Source organism: Sulfitobacter sp. OXR-159, from assembly GCF_034377145.1.
In the GTDB taxonomy this organism is placed as follows: domain Bacteria; phylum Pseudomonadota; class Alphaproteobacteria; order Rhodobacterales; family Rhodobacteraceae; genus Sulfitobacter.
The window spans coordinates 1,114,509-1,128,803 of sequence record NZ_CP139707.1 but is presented as its reverse complement, the minus strand read 5'-3'; the positions used below and the strand labels follow the sequence as shown (position 1 = coordinate 1,128,803).

At 62.1% G+C, this 14,295-nt stretch carries 13 protein-coding genes; 8 read left to right on the top strand and 5 right to left on the bottom strand.

Annotated features, from left to right (window positions below; all coding sequences use genetic code 11):
- Window positions 1–80 precede the first annotated feature (80 nt).
- The 3 genes from T8A63_RS05555 to T8A63_RS05545 all read left to right on the top strand — a co-directional run bounded on the left by T8A63_RS05555 (window position 81) and on the right by T8A63_RS05545 (window position 4,508).
- Entirely contained in the window at window positions 81–3,521 is a 3,441-nt protein-coding gene (locus T8A63_RS05555; protein WP_322345225.1) for a pyruvate carboxylase, read from the top strand.
- Window positions 3,522–3,571: 50 nt separating this feature from the next.
- Entirely contained in the window at window positions 3,572–3,946 is a 375-nt protein-coding gene (locus T8A63_RS05550) for a VOC family protein (RefSeq protein WP_322345224.1), read from the top strand.
- A 79-nt stretch (window positions 3,947–4,025) separates the two neighbouring features.
- A complete protein-coding gene (locus tag T8A63_RS05545) occupies window positions 4,026–4,508 on the top strand; it encodes a DUF2244 domain-containing protein (protein ID WP_322345676.1) in 483 nt (160 codons plus the stop codon).
- Window positions 4,509–4,560: 52 nt separating this feature from the next.
- Here the strand turns inward: T8A63_RS05545 and T8A63_RS05540 are convergent, their stop codons facing one another.
- Window positions 4,561–5,019: a GatB/YqeY domain-containing protein gene (locus tag T8A63_RS05540; protein ID WP_067622724.1), complete on the bottom strand. Its 459-nt coding sequence runs from the start codon at window positions 5,017–5,019 to the stop codon at window positions 4,561–4,563.
- A 194-nt stretch (window positions 5,020–5,213) separates the two neighbouring features.
- Between T8A63_RS05540 and carA the strand changes: the two genes are divergently transcribed.
- Both carA and T8A63_RS05530 read left to right on the top strand, forming a co-directional pair.
- A complete protein-coding gene (carA, locus tag T8A63_RS05535; RefSeq protein ID WP_322345223.1) occupies window positions 5,214–6,374 on the top strand; it encodes a glutamine-hydrolyzing carbamoyl-phosphate synthase small subunit in 1,161 nt (386 codons plus the stop codon).
- Window positions 6,375–6,467: 93 nt separating this feature from the next.
- Window positions 6,468–8,414 (top strand): glycosyltransferase family 2 protein, encoded by a 1,947-nt coding sequence (locus T8A63_RS05530; RefSeq protein WP_322345222.1) that lies wholly within the window; start codon window positions 6,468–6,470, stop codon window positions 8,412–8,414.
- On the opposite strand, the gene T8A63_RS05525 is transcribed toward T8A63_RS05530, so the two are convergent.
- Window positions 8,365–9,018, bottom strand: coding sequence for a GntR family transcriptional regulator (locus T8A63_RS05525; protein ID WP_067622715.1), 654 nt, complete (start codon window positions 9,016–9,018; stop codon window positions 8,365–8,367). The genes T8A63_RS05530 and T8A63_RS05525 overlap by 50 nt on opposite strands.
- 101 nt (window positions 9,019–9,119) lie before the next feature.
- On the opposite strand from T8A63_RS05525, the gene T8A63_RS05520 reads away from it, so the two are divergent.
- Window positions 9,120–9,767, top strand: coding sequence for a pyrimidine 5'-nucleotidase (locus T8A63_RS05520; protein ID WP_322345673.1), 648 nt, complete (start codon window positions 9,120–9,122; stop codon window positions 9,765–9,767).
- Window positions 9,767–10,966: a UbiH/UbiF family hydroxylase gene (locus T8A63_RS05515; protein ID WP_322345221.1), complete on the top strand. Its 1,200-nt coding sequence runs from the start codon at window positions 9,767–9,769 to the stop codon at window positions 10,964–10,966. Before T8A63_RS05520 ends, T8A63_RS05515 begins: the two co-directional genes overlap by 1 nt.
- An 18-nt stretch (window positions 10,967–10,984) precedes the next feature.
- On the opposite strand, the gene T8A63_RS05510 is transcribed toward T8A63_RS05515, so the two are convergent.
- The 3 genes from T8A63_RS05510 to T8A63_RS05500 form a co-directional block, all read right to left on the bottom strand.
- Entirely contained in the window at window positions 10,985–12,109 is a 1,125-nt protein-coding gene (locus T8A63_RS05510) for an aminotransferase class V-fold PLP-dependent enzyme (protein ID WP_067935641.1), read from the bottom strand.
- Window positions 12,110–12,171: 62 nt separating this feature from the next.
- Entirely contained in the window at window positions 12,172–12,627 is a 456-nt protein-coding gene (locus T8A63_RS05505) for an Lrp/AsnC family transcriptional regulator (protein WP_067935639.1), read from the bottom strand.
- On the bottom strand, window positions 12,624–13,079 hold the full coding sequence (locus tag T8A63_RS05500) for an Lrp/AsnC family transcriptional regulator (protein WP_067935636.1): 456 nt from the start codon (window positions 13,077–13,079) through the stop codon (window positions 12,624–12,626). Before T8A63_RS05500 ends, T8A63_RS05505 begins: the two co-directional genes overlap by 4 nt.
- 134 nt (window positions 13,080–13,213) lie before the next feature.
- On the opposite strand from T8A63_RS05500, the gene ilvC reads away from it, so the two are divergent.
- On the top strand, window positions 13,214–14,236 hold the full coding sequence (gene ilvC / locus T8A63_RS05495; protein ID WP_067622701.1) for a ketol-acid reductoisomerase: 1,023 nt from the start codon (window positions 13,214–13,216) through the stop codon (window positions 14,234–14,236).
- The last annotated feature ends 59 nt before the right edge of the window (window positions 14,237–14,295 follow it).

Sequence of the window (14,295 nt, the reverse complement as noted above, 5' to 3'; positions counted from 1 at the left end):
GACAAAGACGGCCACAGCCCCCTTGCGCTGCACCGCAGCATCCCTAAGCTGCCGTTAAATCCAGCAGGGGAGACCAACGAGTGACCGATTTCAAAAAGATCCTGATCGCCAACCGCGGAGAGATTGCGATCCGCATCATGCGCGCCGCCAATGAGATGGGCAAGAAAACGGTCGCGGTCTACGCCGAAGAAGACAAGCTAGGCCTGCATCGGTTCAAGGCGGATGAGGCCTACCGCATCGGCGAGGGCCTCGGCCCCGTCGCCGCCTATCTCAGCATCGACGAGATGATCCGCGTGGCCAAGGCCGCAGGCGCTGACGCGATCCACCCCGGCTACGGTCTGCTTTCAGAGAACCCCGAGTTCGTCGATGCCTGCGAGCAGAACGGCATCACCTTCATCGGCCCCCGCGCCGAAACCATGCGCGCTTTGGGCGACAAAGCCTCCGCCCGCCGCGTTGCCATGGAAGCGGGCGTGCCGGTCATTCCTGCGACCGAAGTGCTGGGTGACGACATGGACGCAATCCGCGCTGAGGCGAAGGAAGTCGGCTATCCCCTGATGCTCAAAGCCTCATGGGGCGGGGGCGGTCGTGGCATGCGCCCGATCATGTCGGAAAAGGAACTCGAAGAAAAAGTCCGCGAAGGCCGTCGCGAGGCCGAAGCCGCCTTTGGCAATGGCGAGGGTTATTTGGAGAAGATGATCCTGCGCGCGCGCCACGTCGAAGTGCAAATTCTCGGCGACAAACAGGGGGATATCTACCACCTCTATGAGCGCGACTGCTCTGTCCAGCGCCGCAACCAGAAGGTGGTCGAGCGCGCCCCCGCGCCATACCTTTCCGAAGACCAACGCGCCGAGATTTGCGAGCTTGGCCGAAAAATCTGTGCCCATGTGAACTATGAATGCGCCGGCACCGTCGAATTCCTGATGGATATGGACGACGGCAAATTCTACTTCATCGAAGTAAACCCGCGCGTGCAGGTCGAACATACCGTCACTGAAGAGGTCACCGGCATCGACATCGTCCGCGCCCAAATCCTCATCGCCGAGGGCAAATCGCTCGCCGAAGCCACGGGCAAGACACGGCAGGAGGACATCACCCTCACCGGTCACGCCCTTCAAACCCGCGTGACCACCGAAGACCCGCAGAATAACTTTATCCCCGACTATGGCCGCATCACCGCCTACCGCTCGGCCACCGGCATGGGCATCCGCCTTGATGGTGGCACGGCATACGCGGGCGGGGTGATCACGCGCTACTACGACAGTCTGCTGACCAAGGTCACGGCCAAGGCACCCACGCCCGAGATGGCGATTGCGCGGATGGACCGCGCCTTGCGCGAATTCCGCGTGCGCGGCGTGTCAACCAACATCGCCTTTGTCGAAAACTTGCTGAAGCACCCGACGTTTTTGAACAATGAATACACCACCAAGTTCATCGACGAGACGCCGGAGCTTTTCAACTTCAAGCAGCGCCGCGACCGTGCCACCAAGGTGCTGACCTATATCGCCGACATCACCGTCAACGGTCATCCCGAGACCAAGGGCCACGCCCTGCCTGCTGCCCATGTTCGCGATCCCAAACCGCCCGTGCTGCGTGGCGAGCCGCAGATGGGCACACGCAACCTGCTGGAGCAAAAAGGCCCGCAGGCCGTGGCCGATTGGATGGGGCAACAACGTCAGTTGCTGATCACCGACACCACCATGCGCGACGCGCATCAGTCGCTTCTGGCGACCCGGATGCGCAGCTTGGATATGATCAAGGTGGCCCCCGCCTATGCCGCCAATCTGCCGCAGCTTTTCTCTGTCGAATGCTGGGGCGGCGCTACCTTTGATGTGGCCTACCGCTTTTTGCAGGAATGCCCGTGGCAACGCCTGCGCGATCTGCGCGCGGCCCTGCCCAATGTGATGACCCAGATGCTGCTGCGCGCCTCCAACGGCGTGGGCTATACCAACTATCCCGACAACGTTGTGCAGAAATTCGTCGCGACAGCGGCGAATACCGGCGTCGATGTCTTCCGCGTTTTCGACAGCCTGAACTGGGTTGAGAACATGCGCGTGGCGATGGATGCGGTGATCTCCTCCGGCAAGGTCTGCGAAGGCACGATCTGCTACACTGGCGACATTTTCGATCCGGATCGCGCGAAATACGACCTTCAGTATTACGTCAACATGGGCAAGGATTTGAAAGCCGCCGGCGCGCATGTGCTGGGGCTGAAAGACATGGCCGGTCTGCTGAAACCCGCCCAAGCCCGCGCATTGGTCAAAGCGCTGAAATCCGAGGTTGGTCTGCCGATCCACTTCCACACCCATGACACCGCAGGCAGCGCCACCGCCACGATCCTCGCGGCCTCTGAGGCGGGGGTAGACGCTGTCGATTGCGCGATGGATGCGCTTTCTGGCAACACCTCGCAGGCGACGCTCGGCACCGTGGTTTCGGCTCTGCAACACACAGACCGCGACACCGGAATCGACATGAAGGCCGTGCGCGAAATCTCTGATTACTGGGAAGAAGTCCGCGGTCACTACGCGGCATTCGAAACCGGCATGCAGGCGCCCTCCTCCGAGGTCTATTTGCACGAAATGCCCGGCGGTCAGTTCACGAACCTCAAGGCGCAGGCCGCCTCCATGGGGTTGGAGGACCGCTGGCCCGAGGTGGCGCGGACCTACGCGGATGTGAACCAGATGTTCGGCGATATCGTCAAAGTCACGCCCTCGTCCAAGGTTGTGGGCGACATGGCCTTGATGATGGTTTCCCAAGGGCTGACCCGGGCGCAGGTCGAAGACCCGAACGTCGATGTGTCCTTCCCCGACAGCGTGATCGACATGATGCGCGGCAATCTGGGCCAGCCGCCCAACGGTTTTCCGGCAGGCATCGTCAAGAAAGTGCTGAAAGGTGAGACACCAAACACCGAACGCCCCGGCAAACATCTGGAGCCCGTCGATCTTGAGGCCCTGCGCAAGGAACTGTCCGAGCAATTGGACGGCATGCAGATCGATGATGAGGATCTCTGCGGCTACCTCATGTATCCTAAGGTTTTCCTCGACTACATGGGCCGCCACCGCGTCTATGGTCCGGTCCGCACCCTGCCCACGCATACGTTCTTCTATGGCATGGAGCCGGGCGCTGAAATCTCGGCCGAGATCGACCCCGGCAAGACGTTGGAGATCCGCCTGCAGGCCGAATCCGAGGCCGGTGAAGATGGCGAAGTGAAGGTCTTCTTTGAGTTGAACGGCCAGCCGCGGGTGATCCGTGTGGCGAACCGTCTGGTCAAGGACGCCACCGTGCAGCGGCCCAAGGCTGAGCCCGGCAACGCCAACCACATCGGTGCGCCAATGCCGGGAGTCGTGGCCTCTGTCGGGGTTAAGGAAGGACAAAAGATCAAGGCGGGCGACCTGATTTTGACCATTGAAGCGATGAAGATGGAAACGGGCCTGCATGCAGAGCGTGATGCAGTGGTAAAGGCCGTGCATGTTCAGGCCGGTGGTCAGATCGACGCCAAGGACCTGCTTGTTGAACTAGAGTAAACCACCTGCGGGCGCGGCCTTCTCCCGCGCCCGCCGCTTGGAGCGAGACGATGCATCTCTCTGCGATAACCTTGATCGTTCCTGACTATGACGCGGGAATCGATTTCTACTGTGGCGTCATGGGGTTCGACCTCACCGAAGACGTTGATCAGGGCCGCAAACGCTGGGTGCGCGTCACCCCGCCCGGCGCGCAGACGGGGTTCATTCTGGCCCGAGCCGATGACGACCAGCAAAAGGCCGCGATTGGCAAACAGGGCGCGGGGCGCGTTTGGCTGTTCTTGAAAGTAGATGATTTCACAGCAGAATTCGACCGTTTGTCAGCTGCTGGTGTCATATTTGAAGAAGCACCGCGGCACGAGCCCTATGGCAAAGTTGCCGTCTTCCGCGATCCTTTCGGCAACCGTTGGGATCTGCTGGGCGACTGACCGCATCCGCGTCCCCGCGCCGCATTCCCAACGCCCGCCGCACCGCTATCTTGCCGGGCGAGTGAGCTTGAGCGATCCCATGCCCTACGAATGGACAACCCCGCCCCGCGCAAATCCGCAGCAGATGCGCCTTTGGCCGCATCAATCCCTGCCCGCGCGCGGCTTTGCGGCTTTCATGCTGGCGACTTTCACGCTGGCGATGATCCCGCTTTTCGCCATGCTCGGCACCGCCCTGCTCTGGGGGCTGCTGCCCTTCGTGCTCTTGGCCTTGGGCGCGGTTTACTGGGCCTTGCAGCACAACCATCGCGCCCGGCAAATCGAAGAGGTGCTGACCCTCGACGAGACCACGGCGCGGCTGGTGCATACCACCGCCAAGGGCGAGGTGAAGGATTGGAACTGCAACCGCTATTGGGCCCGAGTGAAGAAATACGACGATGACGGCCCGGTGCCGCATTACGTGACCCTGCGCGGCGAGGGCCGCGAGGTAGAGATCGGGGCCTTTCTCAGCGAAGATGAGAGGATCGCGCTTTACGATGATCTGTCACATCACCTGCACACCTAAAAAAGGGCCGGACCCGACGGCCCAGCCCTTCATCTCAAACCCTGATCGTGGCTCAGCTCAGACGGTCTTTGATAACCGGACCCACCGCGCCAAAATCCATCTGGCCGGTATAGCGCTCTTTCAACAGCCCCATGACCTTGCCCATATCGCGGATTGAGGTCGCGCCGACGTCGGCCACAGCCTTATCCACCGCGGCAGAGGTTTCGGTGACGCTGAGCTGCCGTGGCAGGAACTCTTCGATCACCTCGACTTCTTCGCGCTCCCGCTCCGCAAGGTCCAGACGCCCGCCCTCTTCATAGGCGCGCGCCGATTCCTGACGCTGCTTGGCCATCTTGCTGAGAATGCCCAGCACCTCGGCATCCGACACGCCCTCATCCGTGCCGTTGGCCCGGGCGGCGATGTCCTTGTCCTTGATCGCGGCATTGATAAGCCGCAGCGTCGAAAGCCGGTCCGCCGCCTTGTCTTTCATGGCCTGTTTCAAAGCATCCGAGATGCGCATCCGCAATGACATGGTGGTTTCCTGTGTTTCGCTAAATCCAAGTGTCGCAGCTTACCTGCTCTCTCCGCGCGGAGCAATGGGGGGCGACGGAAGGTAACCCACTGTTATAAAACGATATCTCATTTCTCTCCGGCTATTGACCCCGCGCCCGCACGGGATTAGGTTGCCACCCGTTTACCCGCCCATTTCTGCCCGGAGACTGCCCCATGTCCGCGCCCGCTCGCCCACGCCCAACCGCCTGCCTTGCCCTCGCGGATGGATCGATTTTCTACGGCATGGGGTTTGGCGCCACCGGCCAGACCGTGGCGGAGTTGTGTTTCAACACCGCGATGACCGGCTACCAAGAGATCATGACCGACCCCTCCTATGCGGGCCAGATCGTGACATTCACCTTCCCGCATATCGGCAATGTCGGCACCAACCCCGAAGATGACGAGACCGGCGATCCGGTCGCCGCCGGGATGGTCGTCAAATGGATGCCCACCACGCCCAGCAGCTGGCGCAACATCCAGCCGCTGTCGGATTGGCTCGCCGCACGTGGCCGCATCGCCATCGGTGGTATCGACACCCGCCGCCTAACCCGCGCGATCCGCCAGCAGGGCGCGCCGCACGCTGCCCTCGCCCATGACCCGGACGGCAACTTTGACATCGAAGCGCTGGTCGCCGCCGCCCGCAGTTTTGCCGGTCTCGAAGGCATGGATCTGGCCAAGGATGTCACCTGCGCCCAGACTTACCGTTGGAACGAGATGCGGTGGGCATGGCCCGACGGCTACGCGCCCCAGACCGAGGCCAAACACAAGGTCGTGGCCGTAGACTACGGCGCGAAACGCAACATCCTGCGCTGCCTCGCCTCTGCGGGCTGCGACGTGACCGTGTTGCCCGCCACCGCGACCTATGACGATATCATGGCGCATAAGCCGGACGGCGTGTTCCTCTCCAACGGTCCGGGCGATCCGGCAGCGACCGGTGCCTATGCCGTGCCGATGATCCGCGACGTGCTGGATAAAACCGATCTGCCGGTCTTTGGCATCTGCCTTGGTCACCAGATGTTGGCGCTGGCGCTTGGTGCGACCACGGTTAAGATGAGCCACGGCCACCACGGGGCGAACCACCCGGTCAAAGACTATGACACCGGCAAGGTCGAGATCACCTCGATGAACCACGGTTTCGCAGTCGATGGCCAATCCCTGCCCGAGGGCGTGCGCGAGACGCATGTGTCGCTCTTTGACGGGTCGAACTGCGGCATCCGCGTCGATGGCCGCCCGGTCTGGTCGGTGCAGCACCATCCCGAATCCAGCCCCGGCCCGCAGGACAGCTATTACCTGTTTGAGCGTTTCAGCGAAGCCATGGCCGCGCGTAGCGCCTAAAATTCTCCACATGCATTGATTGCATAGGCGGCTGTTAATTCTCAATTAACGGTCGCCTGCCAGTCTCATTCCGGAACCTCGACGGGGCACGGAATGAGCAACCTCCGCCTTAAACTCTCAGCGCCGCGTATGGCCGCCGCGCCCGCCCGCCGGATGCGGTTGGGTCAGCATCTGATTGCGGCGGGGGTCATCGGGCCAAGCGATCTGCTCCACGGGCTCGACCTACAGCGCCGGATCGACGCCCCCTTGGGCGAGGTCCTCGCGACCGAAGGGCTGGTCACGCCTGATGACATCGTCAGGGCGCTCGCCCGGCAGTACGGTGCGCAGCCTGTCGATCTTACGCGCAGCCCCTCCGATCCGCGCCTCTCTGCTCGGATACCCGCGCGCCTCTGTCTGAAATTTGGCGCGGTGCCTTGGCTAGAACTGGGCGACCGGCTTTTCGTGGCCAGCAGCCGTCCCGCCGAATTTTCACAGCTTTGCAGTGCCTTGGGCGAAAGGGGGGAGTCCTTGGTGCTGGTCATCGCCGACCCCCAGCAGGTGCAGACCCAGATCGGCCGTCTTTACGCGACAGAGCTCGCGCATCATGCCGTCACCCGTGTGGCGGACGCCGAAAGCTGTCGAAACTGGGGGGTGCGCAGCCGAAAACGGCGGTTTGCGTTGCAGGGCATTCTGCTGTCCCTCGTTGCCCTGCTGGTATTCTTTCCCTCGGCAGTCCTCGCCGTGGCGCTTCTCTGGGGGGCCTTTACGCTGCTTTTGACCAGTGGCCTCAAGGCAGCGGCGCTTTGGGCGTCTCTCATGCGGCCCGCCTCACCGCAGGCACCGCCAGAAGCCAGTGATATGAAAGGGTTCCGCCTGCCCCGCGTCTCTGTCCTCGTGCCGTTGCTGCATGAGGAAGAGATCGCGCAGGCGCTTATCGCGCGGCTGTCTTGGCTGACCTACCCCAAATCACTGCTGGAGGTGGTCTTGGTCCTCGAAGCAAGCGACAGCCTCACCCGAAAGACCATCGCCCGCACCCCTTTACCGCCGTGGATCAGCGTGATCGAAGTGCCCGACGCCGGGGCGCTCAAGACCAAGCCCCGCGCGCTGAACTACGCGCTCGACTTCTGCCGGGGCAGTATCATCGGCGTGTGGGACGCCGAGGATGCGCCAGAGCCGGACCAGATCGAACAGATCGTAACCCGTTTTCAAAACGCGCCTGAGAATGTCGCCTGTTTGCAGGGGGTTCTGGATTTTTACAACAGCCGCAGCAATTGGATGGCCCGCTGTTTCGCCATCGAATATGCAACGTGGTGGCGGGTAATCCTACCCGGTGTCGCCCGACTGGGGCTGGTTGTCCCTCTAGGTGGGACAACCCTGTTTTTCCGCCGTGATATCCTTGAACGGCTCGGCGCTTGGGACGCTCATAACGTGACAGAGGATGCCGATCTGGGTCTTCGACTGGCGCGGCGCGGTTATGTGACCGAACTAATACCCACCACCACTTTTGAGGAGGCCAACTGCCGCCCTTGGCCTTGGGTGCGGCAACGATCGCGGTGGCTGAAAGGCTATCTCATCACATGGGCCGTCCATATGCAGAGGCCGCGTGCCCTGCTGCAAGACCTCGGGCTGCGGCGGTTCATCGGCGCGCAGGCGATCTTCCTCTCGACGGTCTCGCAATTTGCCCTTGCCCCGCTGCTCTGGTCGCTCTGGCTGACCTTCTTTGGCCTGTACCACCCGGTCACTGACTGGCTTGCCCCACCCACCATGACGGCGATATTCGCACTGTTCATCCTGTCCGAATTGCTGAACCTCTGCGCCTCTGTGACTGCGGTCTCAAACCGTGGGCAGCGCCACCTGCTGCCTTGGGTTATCACCTTCCCGCTCTATTTTGCCCTGGGGGCCGTAGCCGCTGCCAAGGCACTTTGTGAGCTCTATCGCAGCCCCCACTTTTGGGACAAAACCGCCCATGGTTGTACGTTGCCCTACTACGTAAGGCCGCAGAAAAAGACGCCTAAAAATCTTCCTCGCGCCGGGCCGCTTCCTGCTTCAATCGGGTCATGAAGGCGACAGAAATATGCGTGCGCAGCGCCTCATCCGCGCCATCCTCATCGCGCGCTTCGATCATTTCCACGATGCGGTTATGTTCGGCCTGCGCGATCTCCCCACGCCCCTCCACCGCAAGCGAAGAGGTCGCCATCAAGGCCATGGAGCGGTGCACAAGGTCAAGCTGTTGCACCAGATAGCGGTTGTGCGACGCCAGATGGATCTGCTTGTGAAACCGCTTATTCGCCCGCGCCAGCGCATTGGGATTGCCCGCCAGCGCGTTGTCGGCATCCACCATCTCGCGCAGCACGCGCACTTCCTCAGCCGTGGCATGGCGCGCGGCCAGACGCGCGGCCAGCCCTTCCAACTCCCCCCGCACGACGTAAAGCTCGGCCATCTGGTTGTGATCCAGCGAGGCCACGATCAGGCTGCGCCCGTCACGCATCAAAAGAGATTGGGTCTCAAGCCGTTGTAAAGCTTCACGGATCGGGGTGCGCGACACGCCGAAGCGCTCGGCCAACTCGCTTTCTACCAGCCGGTCACCGGGGCGATAGGTGCCGATGTCGATGGCCTCTAGTATCATCGAATAGGCGTCGGTCGGGCCGGTTTTGGCGTCGGGCATTGGGTACAAGTCCTTGAAAGTTGCGCCACCTTACCCACCGCGACCATATGCGCAACCCGGGAGGGCTTGCGCGGCTGCCCATCTCGGCCTACCTCTGCGCCATGCCGCGCGATGCTTTCTCTCATGTCACCACTTGGGTCTTCGACCTTGATCAGACGCTCTACCCCCCCGAGGCGCGGCTTTTCGATCTGATCGAAGCGCGTATGGTCGATTGGGTGATGCGCGCCATCAAGGTCGACCGGGCCGAGGCCAACCACCTGCGCCAGCACTATTGGCAGACCTATGGCACCACGCTGGCGGGGCTGATGCGCGAACATGGCGTCGATCCCGGCCCCTACCTCACGGATGTGCATGACATCCCGATGGACCGGCTGACCCCCGACCCGCTGCTGGCCCAAGCGATCCGCGTCCTGCCGGGGCGGCGCATCGTCTACACCAATGGCTGCGCGCCCTACGCCGAGCGGGTGCTTGAGGCGCGCGGCCTTTCAGGGCTATTCGATGCGGTCTACGGCGTCGAACACGCTGATTTCCTGCCCAAACCCGAAGCCGCGGCCTATGACAAGGTCTTTGCCATCGACGGTTTCCAAACCGCAGCCGCCGCGATGTTTGAGGATGATCCACGCAACCTTGCGGCCCCGCACGCCTTGGGGATGCGCACAGTGCATGTGGCGCCTACACGTGGCGAAGGCGATCACATCCACTACCATACGCAAGACCTCTGCGATTTTCTGACACGGGTGGCGGGCTGATGACCTTTGATTGCGATATTCTGATTTCCGGTGGCGGCATCGCCGGATTGACTGCCGCGGCCGCTTTTGGCGCGGCGGGTTTCGACGTGATCTGCGTCGACCCCACACCACCCGTCACCGACGGCGCGGCCGAGGGCGCCGACATGCGCTCCACCGCGCTGCTGCAACCATCCCGTCTGCTCTTGGAAGACGCCGGACTATGGGACCGCCTCGCCCCACATGCCGCCCCTTTGCAGATCATGCGGATCGTCGATGCGGGGGGCGATGACCCGAGCCCCCGCGTCACCCGCGAGTTCGACGCCGCCGATATCTCAGATGCCCCCTTCGGCTGGAACTTCCCAAATTGGCTGCTGCGCCGCGAGATTTTGGCCCGCCTGAACGCGCTGCCCAATGTCGATTTTCGCCCCGGCACTGGCACCACCACGCTCTTCACCCGCAGCTCCGAGGCCCGTGTCGGTCTCAGCGATGGCAGCCGCATCAAAACGCGACTGGTGATCGCCGCCGATGGGCGAAACAGCCCAATGCGCGATGCCGCCGGGATCGAAGTCACCACCCGCCGCTACGGCCAAAAGGCGCTGGCCTTTTGCGTGACACACCCCATCCCGCATGAGAATGTTTCGACCGAAGTGCACCGCTCCGGCGGCCCCTTCACCCTCGTCCCCCTGCCCGACCGCGACGGCATGCCCTGCTCCGCCGTGGTTTGGATGGACGACGGTCCCGCGACCCAAGCCCGCGCCACGCTGGATACCGCCGCATTTGAGGCCGAGGCAACGGCACGCTCAGCCAACCTCTTCGGGCCGCTGACCCTCACCAGCCACCGCGCGCTTTGGCCGATCATCAGCCAAGAGGCCAAGCGCCTCTCCGCCGAACGGGTGGCATTGGTGGCTGAGGCCGCCCATGTGCTGCCCCCCATCGGCGCGCAGGGGCTGAACATGTCGCTAACCGATCTGGCGACGTTGTTGGATCTGGCCCGCAAATCGCCCGGATCGCTCGGCGATGCCGAGATGCTAGAAGCCTACCACAAAGCCCGCCACGCAGACATCAGCCTGCGCGTCCGGGGCATTGACCTGCTGAACCGGGCCAGCCAAGCCAGCAGCCCACTGGCCCGCGATGCGCGGGCGGCAGCGCTTAATGCGCTCTACGCCCTGCCCCAAGTGCGCAAGATGCTGATGCAAATGGGGCTGGGCCTGCGCCGCTAACGCGCGGCGCAGCCTGTTTTACAAAACCTCGTCGAGCACAGCCGTCAACCGTGCCACGGTGGCGTCAACGTCATAAAGCTTATCCAGCCCGAACAGCCCAAGACGGAAGGTGCGGAAATCATCCGGCTCTCCCACCTGCAACGGCACGCCCGCTGCAATCTGCATGCCATGAGCGGCAAAGGCCTTGCCGTTTTGCACATCCGGATCGGCGGTGTAGCCGACCACCACGCCCGGCGCGGCAAACCCGTCAGCAGAAACCGAAATCACCCCCCGTGCGGCCAGCGCCTGCCGCACCGCTTCCCCTAAACGCCACTGCGCTTCTTTCAACCGGTCGAACCCATAATCGCGGGTCTCTTTCACTGTATCACGGAACAGCCGCAGCGCATCCGTCGGCATGGTCGCGTGATAGGCATGCCCCCCCGCCTCATAGGCTTTCATGATGTCGCGCCACTTGCGCAGATCGATGGCGAAACTGTCCGACGTGGTCTCATTCAACCGCGCTTCTGCCCGCGCGGACATCATCACCAGCCCAGCGGAAGGCGACGCGCTCCACCCCTTTTGGGGGGCCGAGATCAGCACATCGACCCCAAGCGCCTTCATATCCACCCAGACACAGCCCGAGGCGATGCAATCAAGCACCATCAACGCGCCGACCTCATGCGCCGCCGCGGCCATTTCTTTGATGTAGTCATCCGGCAAGATCATGCCCGAGCTGGTCTCCACATGCGGGGCAAACACGACCTGCGGTTTCCCTTCGCGAATAGCCGCAGTGACCTCTTCAATCGGCGCGGGCGCAAAGGGCGCGGGGCTGGTGTTGCCCTGCATCCGGGCCTTCATCACCTCGGCACTCTTGGTCAGATCGGCGCTCTCAATGATCTGGCTCCAACGGTAGGAAAACCACCCGTTACGCACCACCAACACGTCTTGACCCCGCGCGAATTGCCGCGCCACGGCCTCCATCGCATAGGTACCGCCGCCGGGCACCAGAGCCACAGCGTCGGCGTTGTACACTTCGCCCAGCCAGCCCGAGAGGTCGCGCATGACCTGCTGAAATTCCGCTGACATGTGGTTGAGCGAACGGTCGGTAAAGACCACGCTGAATTCATCAAGCCCCGTGGGGTCTACCGTGTCGAGCAATGCCATCGTTCTTCCTCCATCTTTCGATCAAAGGCATATGTCCCGCCGCCGCAAAAGGCAATTCACGGCTAAAGCGGCCCTGGCAGACGCTCCTCGCTCAAAAGCACATTGGCCTCCACCTCCCCCGCGCCGGGCAGTGTCATGATCCGCCGCCTCAGCACACGCTCGAAGTCAGGCAGGTCCCGCGCCACGACCCGCAGACGGTAGTCGAAAAGTCCCAAGACATGCTCCACCGTCTGCACCTCGGGAATGGCCGAAACCGCCCGCTCGAAATCCTCCAAACTCACCCGCCCCCGCGTAGCCAGTTTGATGCCCAGAAAAACGGTCACGCCAAAACCCAACGCCTCGGCATTCAACCGCAACCGCCGCCCGGCAATCGCGCCGCCCTCTTCTAACCGCCTGATCCGCCGCCATGTCGCAGGCTGCGATAGACCAAACCGCCGTCCCAAGGCACTCGCACTCTGCGTCGCATCCCGTGCCAAGGCACGCAGCAACGATCGGTCAATCTCATCAAGTTCAATCACAGCGGCAGCCCCTCTTGCGTCTTGATCCGCGCCACATGCATCAACGCTTCGATCTCGGCGATATGCGGCAGGGTCAGAATGCGGCTGCGGTAAATCTGCTGATAATGCCCCATGTCCCGCGCAATAATCGACAGCCGCAGATCGACCCGGCCCAAAAACGTCTGAAGCTCGATCACCTCAGGCACCTGCCGCGCCTCTGCCATAAAGATGTCGAAGGCATTGGCCTGCGTCTTGTCCAGCGTCACCCGCAAAGACACCTCCAACGCATAGCCCAGTGCGGCCCAATCGATCACCACACCGCTGCCCTGCACGATCCCCTGATCCTGCAGCCGCGCAATCCGTCGCGCCGCTTTGCCGGAGGTGATATTGCACCGCTCCGCCAGCTCCCCGGGGCTGAGACTCGGCTCCGCCTGCCAATAGCGCAAAATACGGCGATCCAGATCATCAAGCATGAATTTTCCGTTTTCCAGTGAAACGACGAATAACTATCTTCATCCTTTCACAAATACCTCTGCGATGACAATGGCTCCTAGACGCAAGATCGCTATGGTGAACCCCAGATAGAGATCAACAAAAGGACAAGATCATGCGCGTTTATTATGACCGTGACTGCGATGTGAACCTCATCAAGGACAAGAAGGTGGCGATCCTCGGCTACGGTTCCCAAGGCCACGCCCACGCCCTGAATCTGCGCGATTCCGGTGCCAAGAACCTCGTCGTCGCCCTGCGCGAAGGCTCTGCCTCCGCCGCCAAGGCCGAAGGCGAAGGCCTCAAGGTCATGGGCATCGCCGAAGCGGCTGCTTGGGCCGACCTGATCATGTTTACAATGCCCGATGAACTTCAGGCAGAAACATACAAGAAATACGTGCATGACAACATCCGTGAGGGTGCCGCCATTGCCTTCGCCCACGGCCTAAACGTCCACTTCGGCCTGATCGAGCCGAAAGAAGGCGTCGACGTGATCATGATGGCGCCCAAGGGCCCCGGCCACACGGTGCGCGGCGAATACACCAAAGGCGGCGGCGTGCCCTGCCTCGTGGCCGTCGACAAAGACGCATCTGGCAAAGCGCTGGAAATCGGTCTGTCCTATTGCTCTGCCATCGGTGGCGGCCGTTCGGGCATCATTGAGACCAACTTCCGTGAAGAATGCGAAACCGACCTCTTTGGCGAACAGGCCGTGCTCTGCGGTGGTCTGGTCGAACTGATCCGCATGGGCTTTGAGACGCTGGTCGAGGCGGGCTACGCCCCCGAGATGGCCTATTTCGAATGCCTGCACGAAGTGAAGCTGATCGTCGACCTGATCTATGAAGGCGGCATCGCCAACATGAACTACTCGATCTCGAACACGGCGGAATACGGCGAATATGTCTCCGGCCCGCGCATCCTGCCCTACGACGAGACCAAGAAGCGCATGAAAGACGTGCTGACGGACATCCAGAACGGCAAGTTCGTGCGTGACTTCATGCAGGAAAACGCAGTCGGCCAGCCTTCGTTCAAAGCCACACGTCGCATCAATGACGAGCACCGCATCGAACAGGTCGGCGCGAAACTGCGTGAGATGATGCCGTGGATTTCCGCAGGCAAGATGGTGGACAAGGCCAAGAACTGAGCCATCTCCCCCTCAAGATAAGACGGCATCGACCCCGGCCTTGCGCCGGGGTCTTTGCC

What these genes read in the sequence shown, in the direction of transcription:
- T8A63_RS05550 (WP_322345224.1), top strand. Translation starts at nt 3,572, where the DNA reads ATGCATCTCTCTGCGATAACCTTGATCGTTCCTGACTATGACGCGGGA.
- T8A63_RS05545 (WP_322345676.1), top strand. Translation starts at nt 4,026, where the DNA reads ATGCCCTACGAATGGACAACCCCGCCCCGCGCAAATCCGCAGCAGATG.
- T8A63_RS05540 (WP_067622724.1), bottom strand. Translation starts at nt 5,019, where the DNA reads ATGTCATTGCGGATGCGCATCTCGGATGCTTTGAAACAGGCCATGAAA.
- carA (WP_322345223.1), top strand. Translation starts at nt 5,214, where the DNA reads ATGTCCGCGCCCGCTCGCCCACGCCCAACCGCCTGCCTTGCCCTCGCG.
- T8A63_RS05530 (WP_322345222.1), top strand. Translation starts at nt 6,468, where the DNA reads ATGAGCAACCTCCGCCTTAAACTCTCAGCGCCGCGTATGGCCGCCGCG.
- T8A63_RS05525 (WP_067622715.1), bottom strand. Translation starts at nt 9,018, where the DNA reads ATGCCCGACGCCAAAACCGGCCCGACCGACGCCTATTCGATGATACTA.
- T8A63_RS05520 (WP_322345673.1), top strand. Translation starts at nt 9,120, where the DNA reads ATGCCGCGCGATGCTTTCTCTCATGTCACCACTTGGGTCTTCGACCTT.
- T8A63_RS05515 (WP_322345221.1), top strand. Translation starts at nt 9,767, where the DNA reads ATGACCTTTGATTGCGATATTCTGATTTCCGGTGGCGGCATCGCCGGA.
- T8A63_RS05510 (WP_067935641.1), bottom strand. Translation starts at nt 12,109, where the DNA reads ATGGCATTGCTCGACACGGTAGACCCCACGGGGCTTGATGAATTCAGC.
- T8A63_RS05500 (WP_067935636.1), bottom strand. Translation starts at nt 13,079, where the DNA reads ATGCTTGATGATCTGGATCGCCGTATTTTGCGCTATTGGCAGGCGGAG.
- ilvC (WP_067622701.1), top strand. Translation starts at nt 13,214, where the DNA reads ATGCGCGTTTATTATGACCGTGACTGCGATGTGAACCTCATCAAGGAC.